This is a genomic window from Marinomonas fungiae (assembly GCF_001418205.1).
GTDB classification, from domain to species: Bacteria; Pseudomonadota; Gammaproteobacteria; order Pseudomonadales; family Marinomonadaceae; genus Marinomonas; species Marinomonas fungiae.
This window is the reverse complement of record NZ_LIQF01000003.1, coordinates 288,967-307,517: the sequence shown is the minus strand read 5'-3', so window position 1 is coordinate 307,517 and position 18,551 is coordinate 288,967. Positions and strand designations below refer to the sequence as shown.

16 protein-coding genes are annotated in these 18,551 nt (G+C 44.7%); 13 read left to right on the top strand and 3 right to left on the bottom strand.

The window, feature by feature from the left end; translation table 11 throughout:
* Positions 1-65: 65 nt before the first annotated feature.
* The gene (locus ASC49_RS06405) at positions 66-1,205 is read left to right on the top strand and encodes a patatin-like phospholipase family protein (RefSeq protein WP_055462399.1); all 1,140 of its coding nucleotides are present in this window, start codon (positions 66-68) and stop codon (positions 1,203-1,205) included.
* Between the two features lie 65 nt (positions 1,206-1,270).
* Here the strand turns inward: ASC49_RS06405 and aceF are convergent, their stop codons facing one another.
* Together aceF and aceE are read right to left on the bottom strand one after the other, a co-directional pair.
* On the bottom strand, positions 1,271-3,232 hold the full coding sequence (aceF, locus tag ASC49_RS06400) for a pyruvate dehydrogenase complex dihydrolipoyllysine-residue acetyltransferase (protein ID WP_055462398.1): 1,962 nt from the start codon (positions 3,230-3,232) through the stop codon (positions 1,271-1,273).
* Between the two features lie 90 nt (positions 3,233-3,322).
* Complete coding sequence (gene aceE, locus ASC49_RS06395; RefSeq protein ID WP_055462397.1) at positions 3,323-5,989, bottom strand: pyruvate dehydrogenase (acetyl-transferring), homodimeric type; 2,667 nt, start codon at positions 5,987-5,989, stop codon at positions 3,323-3,325.
* Between the two features lie 784 nt (positions 5,990-6,773).
* Between aceE and nadC the strand changes: the two genes are divergently transcribed.
* The 12 genes from nadC to ASC49_RS06340 all read left to right on the top strand — a co-directional run bounded on the left by nadC (position 6,774) and on the right by ASC49_RS06340 (position 17,811).
* Positions 6,774-7,625 (top strand): carboxylating nicotinate-nucleotide diphosphorylase, encoded by an 852-nt coding sequence (gene nadC / locus ASC49_RS06390; RefSeq protein WP_055462396.1) that lies wholly within the window; start codon positions 6,774-6,776, stop codon positions 7,623-7,625.
* 5 nt (positions 7,626-7,630) lie between these two features.
* Positions 7,631-8,839, top strand: coding sequence for an acetate/propionate family kinase (locus ASC49_RS06385; protein WP_055462395.1), 1,209 nt, complete (start codon positions 7,631-7,633; stop codon positions 8,837-8,839).
* Between the two features lie 15 nt (positions 8,840-8,854).
* Positions 8,855-10,951, top strand: coding sequence for a phosphate acetyltransferase (pta, locus tag ASC49_RS06380; protein WP_055462394.1), 2,097 nt, complete (start codon positions 8,855-8,857; stop codon positions 10,949-10,951).
* A gap of 76 nt (positions 10,952-11,027) precedes the next feature.
* Positions 11,028-11,795, top strand: coding sequence for a putative metalloprotease CJM1_0395 family protein (locus tag ASC49_RS06375; RefSeq protein WP_055462393.1), 768 nt, complete (start codon positions 11,028-11,030; stop codon positions 11,793-11,795).
* 61 nt (positions 11,796-11,856) lie between these two features.
* On the top strand, positions 11,857-12,309 hold the full coding sequence (locus ASC49_RS06370; RefSeq protein ID WP_055462392.1) for a pilin: 453 nt from the start codon (positions 11,857-11,859) through the stop codon (positions 12,307-12,309).
* Positions 12,310-12,318: 9 nt separating this feature from the next.
* The gene (locus ASC49_RS06365) at positions 12,319-13,248 is read left to right on the top strand and encodes a GspE/PulE family protein (RefSeq protein WP_055462391.1); all 930 of its coding nucleotides are present in this window, start codon (positions 12,319-12,321) and stop codon (positions 13,246-13,248) included.
* A 200-nt stretch (positions 13,249-13,448) separates the two neighbouring features.
* Positions 13,449-14,285, top strand: a complete 837-nt coding sequence (locus ASC49_RS06360; RefSeq protein ID WP_162265198.1) for a type II secretion system F family protein — start codon at positions 13,449-13,451, stop codon at positions 14,283-14,285.
* On the top strand, positions 14,275-15,075 hold the full coding sequence (locus ASC49_RS06355) for a prepilin peptidase (RefSeq protein ID WP_162265197.1): 801 nt from the start codon (positions 14,275-14,277) through the stop codon (positions 15,073-15,075). Before ASC49_RS06360 ends, ASC49_RS06355 begins: the two co-directional genes overlap by 11 nt.
* Complete coding sequence (coaE, locus tag ASC49_RS06350) at positions 15,072-15,689, top strand: dephospho-CoA kinase (RefSeq protein ID WP_245624653.1); 618 nt, start codon at positions 15,072-15,074, stop codon at positions 15,687-15,689. Before ASC49_RS06355 ends, coaE begins: the two co-directional genes overlap by 4 nt.
* Before the next feature lie 6 nt (positions 15,690-15,695).
* Positions 15,696-15,911, top strand: coding sequence for a DNA gyrase inhibitor YacG (locus tag ASC49_RS19580; protein WP_072242056.1), 216 nt, complete (start codon positions 15,696-15,698; stop codon positions 15,909-15,911).
* 21 nt (positions 15,912-15,932) lie between these two features.
* Entirely contained in the window at positions 15,933-17,147 is a 1,215-nt protein-coding gene (locus tag ASC49_RS06345) for a response regulator (protein ID WP_055462388.1), read from the top strand.
* A 4-nt stretch (positions 17,148-17,151) separates the two neighbouring features.
* The gene (locus ASC49_RS06340) at positions 17,152-17,811 is read left to right on the top strand and encodes a sensor histidine kinase (protein WP_055462387.1); all 660 of its coding nucleotides are present in this window, start codon (positions 17,152-17,154) and stop codon (positions 17,809-17,811) included.
* 54 nt (positions 17,812-17,865) lie between these two features.
* On the opposite strand, the gene ASC49_RS06335 is transcribed toward ASC49_RS06340, so the two are convergent.
* Entirely contained in the window at positions 17,866-18,549 is a 684-nt protein-coding gene (locus ASC49_RS06335) for a sensor histidine kinase (protein ID WP_055462386.1), read from the bottom strand.
* Positions 18,550-18,551: the final 2 nt, after the last annotated feature.

Below are 18,551 nucleotides of genomic sequence, written 5' to 3'. Positions count from 1 at the left end.
TGCACTGCAAAATGAAATAAGCTTAGCTATGCTCAGATAGTGGACTGAGGAAGTAGGAGAGCAGTATGACGTCGAAATCAGCCCTTTTGTTGTCTGGCGGTGGTGCACGCGGCGCCTATCAAATTGGTGTATTGCAAGCCGTTGCAAAACTCGTGCCCCAACATCGATCAATACCCTTCCCTATCCTGTGTGGCACTTCAGCGGGCGCCCTGAATGCAGCATTACTTGCTACATGTGCGAGTAATTTTAATCGTGGCGTAAGAGATTTAACCTATATCTGGAGCAATTTGACGACTGATCAGGTCTATCAAGTTAGTCGCTGGCCAATTGCCTCATCTATAACCCGCAGTATTGCCAATATTTTCTTGAGTCAACGAAATGGCAATCAACTCTCGCTGATGACAAATAGTCCGCTTGAAGAGCTGTTGCTACACCATTTAAATCTGGATGATGTTGCTGTCTCTCTTAATCAGCGCCTGATTGAAACCCTAGCAGTGACAGCGATTAACTATAGCAATGGTAATTCCACCACTTTTTTCCAAACCTCAAATCCCGAGATCAGCAACTGGAACATTGGCCGTAAGTCAGGCGTAAAACAAGCCATTAAAATTGATCACTTACTTGCATCCAGTGCTATCCCAGGCATATTTCCAGCCCGTAAGATTGGTCAGCATTACTATGGCGACGGCGCCGTCCGTTTAGGCTCTATTATCAAGCCCGCTATGCGATTGGGGGCTCAGAAGTTATTCATTATCGGCGTCAGTGATAATCGTCAAGCAATTGAATGGCAACAATCCACGAACACTGAAGATTCTGAGCAACCTTCTATTGTTCAAGTATTAGGGCATTTATTTAACAGTGCTTTCTTGGACACCATCGACGATGATATCACCCATATTGAAACGTTAAACCGTGTATTGGAATTAGTACCCGAGGATCAACGACCACCTGAGCTTGCTCTGCGCAAGACGTTAATTATCTCACCTTCAAAAGGCCTAAACGTTCTAGCAAACGAGCACCTAGACTCTTTACCGCGCCACATTCAAAAGCTGTTGCGAACCGCCAGCGGCAATCAAAGCAGCAATGCTTCGTCGGCTGCCAGCTATTTGCTATTTACACCTGAATATTGCAAAGCCTTGATGGAGCTAGGCTTCAAAGACGCTATGTGGCAAAGAGACAAAATTGAAGAGTTTTTTGCGGATTAGAAAAAATAGCAATAAAAAAGGCAGCCATTTGGCTGCCTTTTCACTGCATTATCACAACAACTTGATTACAGAGTTAGACGACGAACGTCGCTTAGCAATGCATTCAAGTAAGTCATAAAGCGACCCGCATCAGCGCCGTTCACAGCACGGTGATCGTAAGACAAGCACAATGGAAGCATTGTACGTGGCTCAAACTCTTTACCGTTCCAGCGAGGCTCAACATCTGCTTTAGAAACACCAAGAATACCCACTTCTGGAGTATTAACGATTGGCGTAAAGCCAGTACCACCCATAGCACCTAGGCTAGAGATAGTGAAACAGCCACCTTGCATATCTGCAGGCTTCAGCTGTTTAGCCAACGCTTTCTTGATTAGCTCGCCCGCTTCTGTTGCGATTTGAACAACCGATTTCTTATCCGCATCGCGTAGTACAGGTACCACTAGACCCACAGGAGAGTCTACCGCGATACCGATATGAACGTATTTCTTCTGCACAACGCTTTCGCCGTCAGCATGAAGAGATACGTTGAACGCTGGGTTCTTAACCAGTGCTTGTGCAACCGCTTTGATCATAAAGGGAAGCGGTGTCAGTTTCACACCTTGTTTTTCCATTTCTGGTTTCAGCACTTTACGGAACTCTTCTAGATCCGTGATATCCGCTTTGTCGAACTGTGTTACGTGAGGAACATTCAACCAAGAGCGCGTCATATTGAACGACGTGATCTTTTGAATCTTACTCATCTTAACGACTTCAACTTCACCGAACTGGCTGAAATCGATCTCAGGTACACGAGGAATGCCCGCACCTTCAGCAACCGCTGCACTTGCCGCTGGAGCTGAAGCAGCTTTCTGAACAGCAGCTTTCACGTAAGCGTGTAGATCTTCTTTTGTGATACGACCACGTGGGCCTGTTGCACGAACCAAAGACAAATCAACACCTAGCTCACGCGCTAGCAAACGAACAGCTGGACCTGCATGTACTTTCTTGTTTGGTGAAGAAAGTACAGCACCTTGATCAACTGCAGGCGCAGCTGCTTTTGGTGCTTCTTGTTTCGCTGGAGCAGCCGCTTTAGGTGCTTCTTGCTTCGACGGAGCTGACGTTGCTGGAGCAGAACCTTCCACTTCAAGCTCAAGAATCAGTGTGCCTTCAGATACTTTATCGCCTTCTTTAATAGAAAGAGACTTAACCGTACCTGATTTTGGTGCAGGAATATCCATAGACGCCTTGTCCGTTTCAAGAACGATGATTGAATCACCTTCAGAAACTTTGTCGCCTACCGCAACAGACACCTCAATGACGTCAACATCAGTTGCGCCGCCAATATCTGGAACGTTTACTTTTTCTACACCACCCGCAACTGGTGCTGCAGCTTGGGCTGGCGCCGCCTGTGGAGCTGGAGTATCAGCTTCTGCAGCAGGAGCCTCAGAGTCAGCCTCTGCTGACGCGGAGCCTTCAGCCATAACCACAAGAATAGCGTCACCTTCAGATACAGTGTCACCTTCTTTGATAAGCAGCTTAGCAATTTTGCCACTTACTGGAGATGGAATATCCATAGAGGCTTTATCAGTTTCCAGAACAATGATCGAATCACCTTCAGAAACTTCGTCGCCTTCTGCTACACACACTTCAATAACGTCAACACCTGTAGCGCCACCGATATCCGGCACTGATACAGTTTGCTCAGCTGTTGTTGCTGCTGCCGTTTTTTGAGGTGCAGGCTCGGCTTTGGGAGCCGGTGCAGATTCTGCTTTTGGTTCTTCTTGAGCAGGCTCTTCAGCAGATGCCGCGCCTTCCACTTCGATAGTAAGAACTTCACTACCTTCAGAAACCGTATCACCCTCTTTTACAGAGATCGCTGTTACTTTACCTGCTACTGGAGACGGAACGTCCATAGACGCTTTATCTGTCTCTAATACGATAATTGATTGGTCAACTTCAATAATGTCGCCAACTTTGACGCTAACTTCGATTACATCGACGTCAGTCGCGCCACCAATATCCGGTACTCGAATGATTTCAGTACTCACGGAAATCTCCTTTGTCGTAAAGACGCATCAAACTTTTACAAACTGAGCCGATCTTCGACCGACTCGACTCAGTCCCGATTAGTCCGCTTACTAGCAGGTAACTGGGTTTGGCTTGTTAGGATCAAGACCAAATTTGCTAATTGCTTCAGCAACGACTTCAGCTTTCACTTTGCCGTCTTTCGCTAGAGCGCTCAGAGCAGAAACCACTACCCAGTAACGGTTTACTTCGAAGAAGTGACGCAGTTTGGCGCGGGTATCGCTTCGACCAAAGCCATCAGTACCTAATACATTGTAAGTGCTGTTAACGAATGGGCGAATTTGATCTGCGTAAAGTTTGATGTGGTCAGTTGACGCAATTACTGGACCTTTATCACCTAGACACTGCTCTACGTAAGATAGGCGTGGCTGCTCTGTTGGGTGCAGCATGTTCCAACGTGTTGCATCAAGACCTTCACGACGCAATTCGTTGAAAGAAGTCACACTCCATACATCAGAGTTAACACCAAATTCTTCGCTTAGGATTTCTGCCGCTGCTTCTACTTCACGTAGAATGACGCCAGCACCTAGAAGCTGAACAGTTTGTTTATTACCTTTCTTCTCAACAGACTTGAACTTGTACATCCCTTTCAGAATGCCTTCCTCAACACCTTCAGGCATATCTGGGTGTTCGTAGTTCTCGTTCATGACTGTTAGGTAGTAGAACACGCTCTCACGCTCTTGGTACATGCGACGAAGACCGTCCTGCACGATAACAGCTACTTCGTATGAGTAAGTAGGATCGTAAGACACACAGTTCGGGATAGTGCCCGCAAGGATATGCGAATGACCATCTTCGTGCTGTAGACCTTCACCGTTTAGGGTTGTACGACCAGCTGTTGCACCCAACAAGAAACCACGGGCTTGTGAGTCACCTGCCGCCCAAGCCAAGTCACCAATACGTTGGAAACCGAACATTGAGTAGTAGATGTACACAGGAATCATTGGGTAGTTGCTGTTACTGTAAGAAGTCGCCAGCGCCAACCATGCAGACATCGCACCCGCTTCGTTGATACCTTCCTGCAGAATCTGACCCTTCTCAGATTCTTTGTAGAACATCACTTGCTGGTGGTCATGAGGCGTGTAACGCTGACCTTCAGATGAGTAAATGCCCAGTTGACGGAACATGCCTTCCATACCGAAAGTACGTGCTTCGTCGGCAACGATAGGCACAACGCGCTCACCGATGCCTTTATGCTTAACCATGTTGTTTAAGCAGCGAACAAACGCCATAGTCGATGAAATTTCACGACCAGCAGTGCCTTTAAGCTGAGCTTTGAAGTCTTCCAGTGTAGGAACGTCTAACGCCTCACACTCTTTACGACGCACTGGGAAGTCGCCGTGTAGCACTTCACGACGAGAGCGCAAGTACTTCATTTCTGGGCTGTCTTCAGCAGGACGGTAGTAAGGAAGATCTTTTAGCTCTTCATCACTGATAGGGATACCGAACTTGTCACGGAATTGAGCCAAAGACTCTTCATCCAGTTTCTTAGTTTGGTGAGCAGTGTTCTGCGCTTCTGCTGCCTTAAACATACCGTAACCTTTAACGGTTTGCGCAAGGATAACAGTTGGCTGGCCTTTGTGGGACGTTGCCGCTGCATACGCTGCATAGACTTTGTAAGGGTCGTGACCACCACGGTTAAGATTCATAATGTCATCGTCAGACATGTCCTTAACCATTTCTAGCAATTCAGGGTATTTGCCGAAGAAATGCTCACGAGTGTATGCACCGCCGTTTGCTTTGTAGTTTTGCAATTCGCCGTCACATACTTCATCCATACGTTTTTGAAGAAGACCTTTCTCATCTTTTTCAAAAAGTGGGTCCCAATGACGACCCCATAGACATTTCACTACGTTCCAGCCTGCGCCGCGGAATACGCCCTCAAGCTCTTGAACGATTTTGCTGTTACCACGCACAGGGCCGTCTAGACGCTGTAGGTTACAGTTGATAACGAAGATTAGGTTATCTAGCTTCTCGCGGCCCGCAAGTGCGATAGCACCTAGTGATTCTGGCTCGTCACACTCACCATCACCTAGGAATGCCCAAACTTTACGATCACCTTGGTTTACAAGGCCACGGCTATTTTGGTACTTCATTACGTGTGCTTGGTAGATAGCTTGTAGCGGACCAAGACCCATCGATACCGTTGGGAATTGCCAGTAATCAGGCATCAACCAAGGGTGTGGGTAAGAAGATAGACCTTTGCCATCTACTTCACGGCGGAAGTTATCTAGCTGTTCGTCAGTCAAACGACCTTCTACGTATGAACGCGCGTAGATACCTGGTGCGATATGACCTTGGAAGAAAACCATATCAGCTTCTTGAGTTTCGCTAGCACCACGGAAGAAGTGGTTGAACGCGATATCGTACAAAGTTGCTGCTGAAGAGAAACTTGTAATGTGTCCACCCAAAGTAGAGTCTTCACGGTTTGCCTTCATTACCATCGCCAATGCGTTCCAACGAATAATAGAACGAATACGACGCTCCATAAACAAGTCGCCTGGTAATGGTTTCTCGTTTTGTGGTGCAATCGTATTTCGGTATGGCGTAGTAATAGACGCAGGCATTGGAGTGCCTAGCTTAACAGCCTCTTTACTTAGGCGATCCAGAATATACTGGGCACGTTCAGGACCTTCTTCTCGAAGGACAGACTCGAGCGCATCGACCCACTCTTTGGTTTCAATTGGATCGATATCTTCGAGGATATGCTGCTCCGTCATAGTGTTTATAACCCCCGCTATTAGAACAGTTCTTCAAACTCTTAGGCGCATTTGGTTGTGTCGCAAACCTAAGAGCAGTTTAAACAGACCGTACGAACTCACCTGTGATCTTGAGTTCAGCCGATACTTACATACAGTAAAACTAACCTATCTATGGTGCCTTATGTATGTAGGCTTGATTGTGAACATGCTTTTTATTCTAGTTAGATGCCTGTCGCCATCATTACCGACTACCCTTTCGATTCGGGTTAGTCTGTTTCCGTTTATAAGTTTGATTAACAAACCTTCGCGGCCCTAACACTCTGCACACTGTTTTGCAGTGCAGAAAGCTAAAACCGACATTAACTGATGCCACTTAAACAGCTTCAGAGACGCCGAAACATCACTAAAATCACCGCTTCCTTTACGCTGTTTGCACGCATTTTACTGCATTGCTGCGGCCGTTATTCCCGTGAGTTGGTACAAAAAACGCGGCCTAGATTACCACCTAATGCCTGCAAGGAATAGATACAGAGCGAAATATCGCGCCTTTTAAAGGCGCCCTAAACGCTTAAAGTGATTGTTTTTTGTACAAAAAGCATCTTTACAATGATTCAAACACACACTTTTACTGAGCATCACGCTAATCATTTTCAACACGAATATCAACCATAAAGATTATTTATTGTGATCAAATACAATCCACTTCTAACAATTGCTACAAAACCCATTTCTAAACTGACTAAAGCTTTGATACTCGTTACAATTGCAGTCGTATATAGGCCTTTTAAATTGGACAGACGTAATGACAACCCTTTCAGAGCAACTCCAAGCACACATCAAACAGCACGTTTCACTTTCCCTAGAAGAAGACATTGGCTCTGGTGATATCACTGCCCAACTGATACCTGAAAGCAACACCATAGAAGCACTCGTTGTCAGCCGAGAAAATGCCGTTCTGTGCGGGCAAGCATGGGCGAACGAAGTTTTCCAGCAGCTTGATCCTAGCGTTGAAGTGCACTGGCTCGCCAATGAAGGCGACGATTTACAGCCGAATACGCCTTTTTTGAAGCTTTCAGGTAATGCTCGTAGCATCCTAACCGGCGAGCGCACCGCCTTAAACTACATCCAAATGCTGTCCTACACAGCAACCATTTCACGCCGCTACGCTAAATTGGTTGAGAATCAACCACTGACTATCTTGGATACGCGCAAAACTATTCCAACCTTCCGACTAGCGCAAAAGTACGCGATTAAAGTGGGCGGTGCTTCAAACCACCGGGTTGGCCTGTATGATGCGTTCCTTATTAAAGAGAATCACATCATGGCTGCAGGTTCGATTGAAGCGGCAGTCAAACAAGCTAAAGTGGTAGCACCAGGCAAACCCATTGAAGTCGAGACAGAAAATCTAGATGAAGTCGCTCAAGCAGTGACCGCTGGTGCTGATATCATCATGTTGGACAATTTCTCATTAGAAGATATGTCCACTGCCGTGCAAAAATTTAAAGGTCAGGTGAAATTTGAAGCCTCAGGCAATATGACAGATGCACATATCAAAGAGGTCGCAACGACAGGCGTTGACTTTATATCGGTGGGTGCCTTGACAAAGCATATTCAAGCCATTGATCTATCACTACGAGTAACCAAGGAGTCTTAGTAGCAATGGAACAGATTCTTGTCGTTAATTGCGGCAGCTCTTCACTTAAGTTTGCCATTATGGATGGCTCAGAATCCCCCCCTCTAATGGAAGGTATCGCCGAACGCTTAGGATCAGAGCACAGCATTATCACTTTTAAGTATGATGGCAAAAAACATGAGCAGCCACTACATGAAAATGACCACCGAGGTGCAGTCACGGCAATCAAAAACTGGATTGATCAGCACAGTGATTTGGATATAAAGCTTGTTGGCATTGGTCATCGTGTGGTCCACGGTGGCGAGTTGTTCACCAAGTCGGTAGTCATTAATAAAGACGTTCTACAGGGTATTGAAGAGTGCTCACAGTTTGCGCCTTTACACAACCCCGCGCATGTAAAAGGCATAAAAGAATCTCAAGCCTTGTTTGGTGACTTACCACAAGTCGCCGTGTTTGATACTGCGTTCCACCAGACTTTGGCGGCAGATCAATACCTTTACCCAATACCAATGAGACTCTACCGCGAACATCATTTTCGCAAGTACGGCTTTCATGGCACCAGCTACCGCTTTATTGAACAAAAGCTTGCCTCACTGGACGAGACTTATGGACAACAAAACACGCTTGTGGCTCACCTTGGTAATGGCGCCAGTGTCTGTGCTATCAGAGCAGGAAAGTCAGTCGATACCAGTATGGGGATCACGCCGCTAGAAGGGTTAATGATGGGCACACGCAGTGGTAGTCTCGACCCAAGCCTACTAGCCTTTATCAGTGATGCCGAACACATCACCATGAAACAAGCACTGGATATTTTAAATAAAGAAAGTGGTTTAAAAGGGATCTCTGAAATCTCCAACGATTGCCGCTCCATTGAAACGGCTCAAGCTGCTGGTGACGATCGCGCTGAGTTAGCACTTAATATGTTTGCCTCAAAAGCCGCTAAACATTTGGCGGCTGTTGCAACCAATTTAGACAGTGTTGAGCACATAGTGTTTACTGGCGGAATTGGTGAAAATTCACCGGTCATCCGCAGTAAAATATGTGATCGCCTCAAAATGATGGGCATTCGACTGGATCAGCACGCTAACCAAATGTGCCCGCGCGGTGAAATATCAAGAATATCAAAACAGAGTTCTTCCGCTTTCGCATGGGTTATTCCAACCAACGAAGAATTATTGATTGCGCAAGACACCTTGGCGTTAATCAATCGACCCGAAACAGAGCAACATCGCTAAGGAACCACGAAGCATATGTCCACAAATGTCCTAATGACCGTTCCAACGGGTCCTGGTGTCGGGTTGACATCGGTTTCTGTTGGCTTAGTTCGAGCACTAGAACAACAGGGGTTAAAAGCCAGCTTTTTTAAGCCAATTGCTCAACCGCACCCTGATGATACCGGCCCAGACCGCTCTACAGCCATGGTTGCTCAAGGCTCAACGTTACGCCCAGCGGACCCCATTCCATTACATGAAGCAGAACGTTACCTATATAACGATGCAATCGATGAACTCATGGAGGAAGTCGTTGGTCGCTTCCAAGCCAGCATTGAACCAGATTCCACTGTAATTGTTGAAGGCTTGGCACAAATTCCCGGCCATCCCTACGCCACTCGCCTAAATAAAGCCATCGCAAGAACTTTAGATGCAGGTATCGTATTGGTAACGGCACCAAACAAAATGCGTGTCACTGAGCTTGAGCATCACGTTGAAATTGCCGCAGGCTCCTACGGCGGCATTAAGGCAGATGACGTAATCGGCTGTATTCTCAACAAAACCCAACCCGGCTCTTTGGGCATGAAGTCTTATGGTGATAGCTTTGCGCAGCGCCCTATTTTTAAGCGTAATTTTAGCCTTTTAGGCCAAATCCCAGTCTCGGAAGAGCTGACGTACCCACGCGTTAAAGACGTGGCAGATTTCATGAACGCTAGCATTATTAACGCTGGTGAGATGGAACAACGCCGCATTCAGTCCTACACCCTTTGTGCTCGTGGTGTAGAAAATATGCTGGAAGCATTACGCCCCGGCGTATTGGTTTTTACACCAGGGGATCGTACCGACGTCATCATGGCAACGGCCATCGCCGCTTTGAATGATACTAAAATTGCTGCGTTGGTTTTGACTGGTGGTTACCAACCCAGTGAAGCCCTAATGACTTTATGTGGTAAGGCTATGGCTAAAGGGCTTCCGATTCTTTCGGTCGACTCGAATAGCTGGGACACAGCGATCAAGATGCAGTCTTTTAACCAAGAAATCCCTCTGGATGACAAAGAACGAATTTTAACCGTTAAAGAGCATATCGCACGCTGTATTGATCATGACTGGATTAACACTTTTGCCTTGAACGATGAAGAGCGTAAATTGTCGCCACCTGCGTTCCGTTACCGATTGATCGAACAAGCAAGAGCGTTAAACAAGCGTATTGTGCTGCCCGAGGGTGAAGAAATTCGCACCATTCAAGCCGCATCTATTTGCGCTGAGCGCGGCATCGCTCGCTGCACCTTACTTGGCAATCCTGATGAAATACAACGTATTGCTCACAATAATGGTATTGAATTGAACTACGGGGTAGAGATCATTGACCCTAATACCATTCGTGATAAATACGTCGCTCCTATGGTAGACATCCGTAAGCACCGAGGTCTAACCGATATTGTTGCCCGTGAGCAACTCGAAGATAACGTCGTATTAGGCACCATGATGCTGGAACAAAATGATGTCGACGGTTTGGTATCTGGTGCCATGCACACTACGGCAAATACCATTCGCCCAGCATTGCAGCTAATCAAGACCTCTCCTGATTCAAGTTTAGTATCGTCGGTATTCTTTATGTGTTTACCTGACCAAGTCCTAGTTTATGGTGACTGTGCCATTAACCCTGATCCGACCGCGGAGCAATTAGCTGAAATTGCCATTGAAAGTGCTATGTCTGCCAAAGCGTTTGGCATTACCCCACGTGTGGCGATGATCAGTTATAGTACTGGTGGTTCAGGCGCTGGCAATGACGTTGATAAAGTTCGTGAAGCCACTCGTATCGCCCAAGAACGCCGCCCAGACTTACTTATCGACGGCCCACTTCAGTATGATGCCGCGATCATGGAAAAAGTAGCCAGCCAAAAAGCACCCAATAGTAAAGTTGCAGGTAAAGCGACAGTGTTTATCTTCCCCGACCTAAATACTGGCAATACGACTTATAAAGCCGTACAACGCAGTGCTGAAGTAGTAAGCATTGGTCCTATGCTGCAAGGCATCCGCAAACCCGTCAATGATCTATCTCGTGGCGCCTTGGTCGATGATATTGTTTATACCATCGCCATTACTGCTATTCAGGCTGGACAGATCGATAATTAAGCTTTTATTGATCACAATCTAGACAAAAAACGGCCGTTTGTTTAAATTTAACCAATTAAGCAAAGGGCCTTTTTTTATGTCAGGTAGTATTCCACACGCTATTGAAGCACATCGCTTTTCTAACGAACGCTCTGTTCTGAGCGGGACACCTGCTGGCCAAAACTTATCTAAAGACTCTGAAATTGAGCACAATCCGATTTCTAGCCGTGCAACATCCGACTACACCGTCAGCTTATCGGAAGATGCGCAAGGTTTACTTGCAAAAGAGCAGCAAGAACCTGAATCAAACAACGTAGCAAAGCCTGATGAACAATCTGAGCCATCCGAAACACTCGCAGATAGTGACGCAGCAGACAGCGAAGAAAGCGATGAACAAGGCTTAACCGAAGAAGAGCAAGACCAAGTTAAACAGCTGAAAGCCCGTGATGAGGAAGTACGTGTTCACGAGCAAGCTCATGCCGCAACTGGCGGCCAATATGCAGGCTCCCCTTCTTACAGCTATGAGCAAGGACCTGATGGTAAGCGTTACATTACAGATGGTGAAGTGCCAATTGATATCAGCACCATCCCTGGAGATCCACAAGCCACCATCGACAAGATGAAACAAGTCTACCGTGCTGCGCTTGCACCAGCGGAGCCTTCTTCGGCAGATCGTTCCATTGCCAACGAAGCACAGAGAAATATCGCTGAAGCTATGTCTGAATTGGCGCAAAAAGTGGCTGGCAGTGGGGAGGAAGACTCTACTAAGCAAAATGCCATTACAAATCGATCAACGCTTGAATCCGCCTATGAAAGATCGGGTTCAAAACATACTTCTGGGAGCCAAATAGACTTAGTTGCCTAGAAATATAAGGCTTACAGGATGTAAGCTCACTTAAATACCATCATCATTCATGGAGGAATATATGATGCAATTTCGTCACACCCACCAGTCAGGCTTTACCCTCATTGAACTTATGGTGGTGATTGCTATTATCTCTATTCTTGCTTCCTTTGCGGCACCGTCCTTTGAGAAGCATATCGCCAAAGCAAATTTGGTCGATATTCAGTTGTATAGCAACACACTTACCAATGACATTGATGAGTACATACTCACGCACTCAGAATTTCCAGACAGCAGTACTTTTGCCACTTTTAAGGCCGACCATTCAGACATTGAGCTGATCAAATCAGTCAGTTTAACCAAAGTAGATAGTCTTCAAGGAACCGTATCCATTAGCTTCAACGATGATATTGGCATTGATGAGAATCAATACATTCGCTTTGCCCGGGCAAACACAGGCAAGTGGTCTTGTGATTCCACATTAGCGACGCATCTTTTGCCGGAACGCTGCTCACCTATCGCTCAGCAGCCTTAGGAGGCAACCATGAACCTTGATCAACTACTACTAAAAACGATTGAGCTAAAGGCCAGTGATTTGCACTTACATATTCAGCAGGATAACGTTCAAGCTCGCTGGCGTATTGCTGGGCGTTTAACACCTAGGAGCAGCTATACAAATGGCAACACACTAGCTAACCGCATAAAAATCAGCGCTCAATTAAATATCGCAGAAATGCGCCGTATACAAGAAGGACAATTTAATTTTAGCCACAACAACCATTCTTATTGCATCCGTGTAAGTGTTATGTGTTCTGATCAGGGCGAGAAGTTTGCACTTCGTATTTTAACATCTTCTATCAAGAAACCGCTCAACGAACTAGGCATCAATGCCAGAGCCTTAGAAACGTTAAAACGAACGATTGAGCAGCCACATGGATTGGTATTGGTTTGCGGCGCCACTGGATCAGGAAAAACCACGACGCTCTATTCCTGCATTGATGAAATCAATGATGGCTCACGCGCAATATTCACTATAGAAGATCCTGTAGAGATCCCCACAGAGACTCTCTATCAATTCGAACCAAATCCAAGCTTAGACATTTCAACTCATGACTTACTGAAAGCTTTTATGCGGCAAGACCCTGATGTCATCATGGTCGGAGAAATTCGTGATGCAAAAACTGCTGATCTGGCCATCGCAGCAGCATTAACCGGTCATTTAGTCTTTGCTACGTTGCACACTAATAGCGCTTTGAATGTTGTTCATCGCTGTAAAAACTGGAATGTTGACTACTTCGCATTTGCCAGCACTATCAAGTTGATAATTCATCAATGCATGGATTATCACGAAGGTCAGCAGAGCCCTATTTTTACCACACTAAAACCGCAATGGCAGGAGAAGCTACCAAGCTGTTATGACGAGTTAATACAGAATTCAGCGCTGTGGCAACAAGTTGATGGAGAAAGCCTATGACATGGTTTCAGATACACGAGAACCTGATCCTATCTTTCCCAAACACCACCTCGGCATATCGCTATGCACTAGAGCATGGCACAGCACTAAAACAACTAAAACCGATTAAACTCGCAGCTTTGTCGCCTCGTTCTTGTTTAAAGTTGTTTGAACAGATCTTACACAACCTAGATACCGGACACTCATTACAAAGTGCCCTAATGAAACAAAATTATTTACAATTTGGCTCCGACTTACAGCGTCATGTTTTAGCCATTCAATGTATGCTTGCGGAGGGCCAGCACGTAGCCCGAGCGTTAACAATTTTTATGCCTAACAACATTAAGCATTTAGCCGGTTGCATACCACTAGATGGCACAGAGGAATCCAAGATCGCTGCTCTTAACGTTGCTAAAAACATACTCCATTCACAGCAAACATTAAGCAATAAGCTACTAAAGAGCTTAGTTTATCCATTTCTAGTGATTCAATCGTCTTTGTTGCTGGCTTTCATGAATGCATTGCTAACTAAACAGCCATTGCTTATGCTGGCAACCACATGGTTATTCATTGGCCTTCTACAAATAAGCCTCGCCATATGGATACACTGTGGCCACGCCTACCCCACAATGTGTCGCACTCTTCGCAGCCTCAGGATTTACAACACCCTAATGATACTTGTGGCGTTATTACAAAGTGGTGAGCCTTTGCAAAATGCGGTTAAAAAACTAATACCAACCAGCCATAAACAAGACAAGTTTCACTTATACAAATGCTACTTGTTACTACAAGCTGGGCGACCGGTTCAACATGCTTTACCAAGTCATTGGTTTGAGGAACAGGTTAAAACGCAACTTGAGCAGATTCACATGACAGGCGATTTAATTACCCCCTTAACAATTGCTGCAAGTGCCTGGCAGGAAAACAATGAACGAATACTAAGCCTAATCTCCAAAGCTTTCCCGATCTTAGGTATAGTGGTAGCAGCAATATTTGTTACCCAAACATTAATAGCACTTTATGCCCCTTTGATGGATGCCAATGCTCTTGGATTTTGACTTTTATTTTCTGCTGTATCTGCTTTTATTACTGTGTATTGGCAGCACCCTTACCGCCATCACTTATCGCTGGCAACTGTTTGCTGAATACGAATGGCGTAAGGAGGCTCATGAGTTTCTAGAGTTGCCTTACTACGAGCCAGAGCCGTTAAAGTTTAGCAAAGGCCGGTCGATCTGCAGTCACTGCAAACACACGCTTGGACCTTTAGAATTAATTCCTTTACTGAGCTACTTGTTACAACGGGGGCGCTGTCGACATTGTCACAGTCATATTGCACTTCGTTATCCATTAATCGAGGTCACAACTGCTGTACTTTTAGCGCCTTTATATTGGTTAAATCTTAGTCTGCAAGAATGGATCCTTCTAGGCGTTTTAATGTCGGCTCTAATATGTGCAATGATTATCGATGCTGAGCGCTACTGGCTACCTGACGAGTGCAGCTTCGTCGTTCTTTGTTGTGCAACTGGGTTATTCCATCTTTCTGATCAAAGTCAGATTTTAGAGAATGTCAGTGCAGGCCTGTTTGCATACTTCTTCATTTACTTTATGCGTTATGTTTTTCTTAAATTGAAAAAGATAGAAGCCATTGGTTTAGGTGATGCCAAACTTTTAGCAGTTTTAGTGTATTGGCTGGGTGGAACATCTTTGATTGCTATCATGCTAATAGCGTCTCTATTAGGTATTGTTGGCGCCCTATTAACAGGTAAAATCAAAGATAATAAAATCCCGTTTGGGCCATATTTAATTGTCGCTGCGCTCAGCTACTTTTATTCAGGATATTATCTTTGATCAAAAATCACACAATCCATATCAAGCTGATTGGCCTAACAGGCGGCATTGGTTCTGGAAAAAGTACGGTTGCAAAGCTGTTTCATGAGCTTAACATCCAATATATTGATGCTGATGACGTTGCGCGAGAAGTGGTGCAACCTGGTGAGGACTGCTTGCAGCAAATCATCAATCATTTTGGACAAGAAGTTGTAAAAGAGAACGGCGAGTTGAACCGTGCCAACCTCAGAACGATTGTGTTCTCCGACCCTGAGCAACGTAAAATACTTGAATCCATCACACACCCAGCTATTCGCAAGCGCATGATGGAACACATCGATAATATGTCAGGCCTTTACGCTCTATTGGTGCATCCCTTGTTGTTTGAAACAGGACAAAATACGCTCTGTGACTATACAATTGCCATCAGTGTCCCAAGAGAGTTACAGATTGAACGAGTGATGCAGCGTGATCATAACACTCAAGAGCAAGTAGAACGGATTTTAGATACGCAATTAAGTAATGAGGCTCGCTGTAGCAAAGCAGATTTTATCTTGGAAAATACTAGTAACAGCGCGGATTTGAGTGTTAAAGTCGTACAAATTCACAATAAATTACAAACCTTGCTATCCTAAAAATTAATGGAAAATAAAACACTGATTGCCTGCCCTACTTGTGGCACAAAGACTCCATGGTCTACTGAGAACAAAGATCGACCTTTTTGCAGTGCACGCTGTAAGCTTATTGACTTGGGTGAGTGGGCTAGTGAAAGCTATAGCATTCCCCAACAAAGCTCAGAAGAGGATGAGATTTTCTCTGATGACCTTGTTGCAAACCCGAATAAATCGTTCCTTTAGTATAAGAGAGATGGAACCTGGATGAATAAGCCAAACTTTTCAGATAAAAAGGCATTACTGATAGAAGACATGGCTGAAGCTCGAATCATGCAGAAAAAAATGCTGAATGATTTTGGTTTTAAATCCATAGAGATTGCTATGAAAGCGGAAAGCGCTATCGAGTTATTACGCTCTCATTCCTATGACGTCATCTTATCAGACTACAATTTAGGCAATGGTAAAGATGGTCAACAACTGTTGGAAGAAGTACGTCATTCTCATCTCATTCCAAACACATCAACCTATCTAATGGTTACCGCCGAAACATCAACAGAGATGGTGATGGGAGCTATTGAATACGCCCCAGATGGTTACATTACCAAACCCTTTTCTCAAGCCATGCTTGAGCGTCGATTGTTAAAATTGATGGAAAATAAAGAGCTGCTGATCAAAGTTAATAAAGCATTAGATGCCAATGATTACGATACCGCCATCCAAGAAGCAAAAGTCGTAGCCAACAAACACCCTGCTTTACAAAGTCGTTGCCAGCGTATTATCGGTGATGCTTTGATCAGTTTAGAACGCTATCAAGAAGCACTTGATGTTTTTGTCGAAAGTCGCAAGGACTCTAAGATGCCTTGGGCAGTGTTCGGTGAAGCTAAATGCCATTATTTCTTGAACAATATCGATAAAGCAGAAGCAAAATTTCGCCAACTGACACTAGATAACAAGTTTTTTGTTAGCGCTTACGATTGGCTAGCCAAAACATTAGTTAAAAAAGGCGAGCTTGACTCAGCTCAAGCAGTTTTAGTGGATGCCGTTAGCCGCTCACCCAAAAACCTAATGCGTCAAATAGAGCTAGGTAAATTGAGCTTGGAAGTTAATGATAACCTAATGGCTGAGATGTCCTTTCGCCGTGCAGTGTTCCTTGCTAAACACTCTTGTTTTAATGAAGCAGAAGTTTACTTACAGCATATGGCCTCAATCGTTGCATTGGCTCGGGAAGGTGAAATCCCGAGTCGACAAGTAGACAATTTTCAAACCACCCTTAGTAAAGTTCACCAAAATTTTTTCAATTCTCCAGAAGTGCGTAGCGAAGCTTATTTGTTAGAAATGGAGCTATACTCAGCATTGGGGGACAAGAAAACCATGAATCAAATTGAAGAAGTCTTAAACCACGACATCGAATCAGGTCAAGCTGCGCCCCTATCCGCAACGTCAAAAAGACGAATAGACCAGATCAAGAGTTTAAAGTAACCCTATGCAGAAAATTGAACTAACTACTATTCTAGCCAGTGCAATACATGAGAGCAAAAATCAGCTTGGTTCCCTCCTCTATCAATTAGAAGCATTAAAGCGTCTTGAGTTAGGCTCTGAGGGGAAGAAAACCCTAACTAAAATCGAAGAAGGCATGAAACAGCTGAATGATGAATGGGTTGAATATCTATACCTTTATCGATTGGCGTCTGACGGCTACGATGTTAATTATGACTCACATGCATTAGAAGAATTTCTAGATGACCAAGTCTTTGCTCTCAAACCTTCAGCTATGGCGAAAGAGCTGTCGTTAACTTATAAAGCGGATGACATGTTAACGGCTGTTTTTGATGAGCGATTAATGACGGCAGTCGTCAGCACTGCTGTGTACAACGCATTGCGCTTCGCCAAGTCAAAAATCGAGATCAATGCAACCATGGAAGACTCTTACCTAATCATATCGATTGAAGATGATGGCAAAGGCTTTACAGCCAATGACGAAAAAGTAGATGATATGTTGTTCACTACAAATACGGGACTTGGATTATATTTTGCTGAGCTCTCTGCTGAAGCCCACTCTATCGAAGATCGTAAAGGTGTCATTAAAAAGCTCAAGTCAGAGCGCTTAGGTGGTGCAAAACTGGCTATTTATATTCCTCAATAGCAAGAACCATTCTCGCTAAAGCCCTGACAAACTTTGTTTTCTGGGCTTTCCAAATCAGGGAATATACAAGTCGATTCGCCCACCACCAGTAACTGGATCATTTCCTAGCCTCGTGAAACCGACTCTACCTTGATTTTTATGCTGCTTAGCGATCTTCTCGCAATATAACCATCCAGCATTTTGTCCAGAAACACCAGTAATGACTTCTCCTGATACCAATGCATTAAAACTTTCCAAAACAGAATCAGGATAGCCTTTACCATTGTCTATCACAGAAATCATCAAGCCATGATCCTGTCGTTCTAAACTAATTTGGATCTTATCTTTGGTATAACGAATGGCGTTAAGCAGAATAATTTGTAAAATTGAGCCAATTAAATGCGGATCCAAGTACCAGCTAATATCCTCACCAGACACTTCAACGTCAATTTGCTTATTTTCTAACAATGCTTCAAAGCTAGCCAAGGTATCTTCTAGTAGCTCAAGTACATAAGAGTCTTGCATTTGTACCGTTAATGCATCGGTTTCAATCAAATACAAGCCATGTAGCTGATTAATCACGTTTTGCATCCGCACGATTTCATACTGCGCATCGACTAAGTCGTATTTTTCTTCATCCTTGAGATGCTGTGCCATCAATGTGTCCAACTTATACAACACCTGGCCAAGTGAATTACGCATATCTTGTACCGATGCGCTGATGACATTTTTAAAGTGCAGTGGATTTTCCTTAGGCATAC

Bases quoted from the DNA above. Each gene is read 5' to 3' on its own strand.
- nadC (WP_055462396.1), top strand. From the start codon at position 6,774: ATGACAACCCTTTCAGAGCAACTCCAAGCACACATCAAACAGCACGTT.
- ASC49_RS19580 (WP_072242056.1), top strand. From the start codon at position 15,696: ATGGAAAATAAAACACTGATTGCCTGCCCTACTTGTGGCACAAAGACT.
- ASC49_RS06335 (WP_055462386.1), bottom strand. From the start codon at position 18,549: ATGCCTAAGGAAAATCCACTGCACTTTAAAAATGTCATCAGCGCATCG.
- ASC49_RS06405 (WP_055462399.1), top strand. From the start codon at position 66: ATGACGTCGAAATCAGCCCTTTTGTTGTCTGGCGGTGGTGCACGCGGC.
- ASC49_RS06375 (WP_055462393.1), top strand. From the start codon at position 11,028: ATGTCAGGTAGTATTCCACACGCTATTGAAGCACATCGCTTTTCTAAC.
- pta (WP_055462394.1), top strand. From the start codon at position 8,855: ATGTCCACAAATGTCCTAATGACCGTTCCAACGGGTCCTGGTGTCGGG.
- ASC49_RS06360 (WP_162265198.1), top strand. From the start codon at position 13,449: ATGAAACAAAATTATTTACAATTTGGCTCCGACTTACAGCGTCATGTT.
- ASC49_RS06365 (WP_055462391.1), top strand. From the start codon at position 12,319: ATGAACCTTGATCAACTACTACTAAAAACGATTGAGCTAAAGGCCAGT.
- ASC49_RS06385 (WP_055462395.1), top strand. From the start codon at position 7,631: ATGGAACAGATTCTTGTCGTTAATTGCGGCAGCTCTTCACTTAAGTTT.
- aceE (WP_055462397.1), bottom strand. From the start codon at position 5,989: ATGACGGAGCAGCATATCCTCGAAGATATCGATCCAATTGAAACCAAA.
- ASC49_RS06370 (WP_055462392.1), top strand. From the start codon at position 11,857: ATGATGCAATTTCGTCACACCCACCAGTCAGGCTTTACCCTCATTGAA.
- ASC49_RS06340 (WP_055462387.1), top strand. From the start codon at position 17,152: ATGCAGAAAATTGAACTAACTACTATTCTAGCCAGTGCAATACATGAG.
- ASC49_RS06345 (WP_055462388.1), top strand. From the start codon at position 15,933: ATGAATAAGCCAAACTTTTCAGATAAAAAGGCATTACTGATAGAAGAC.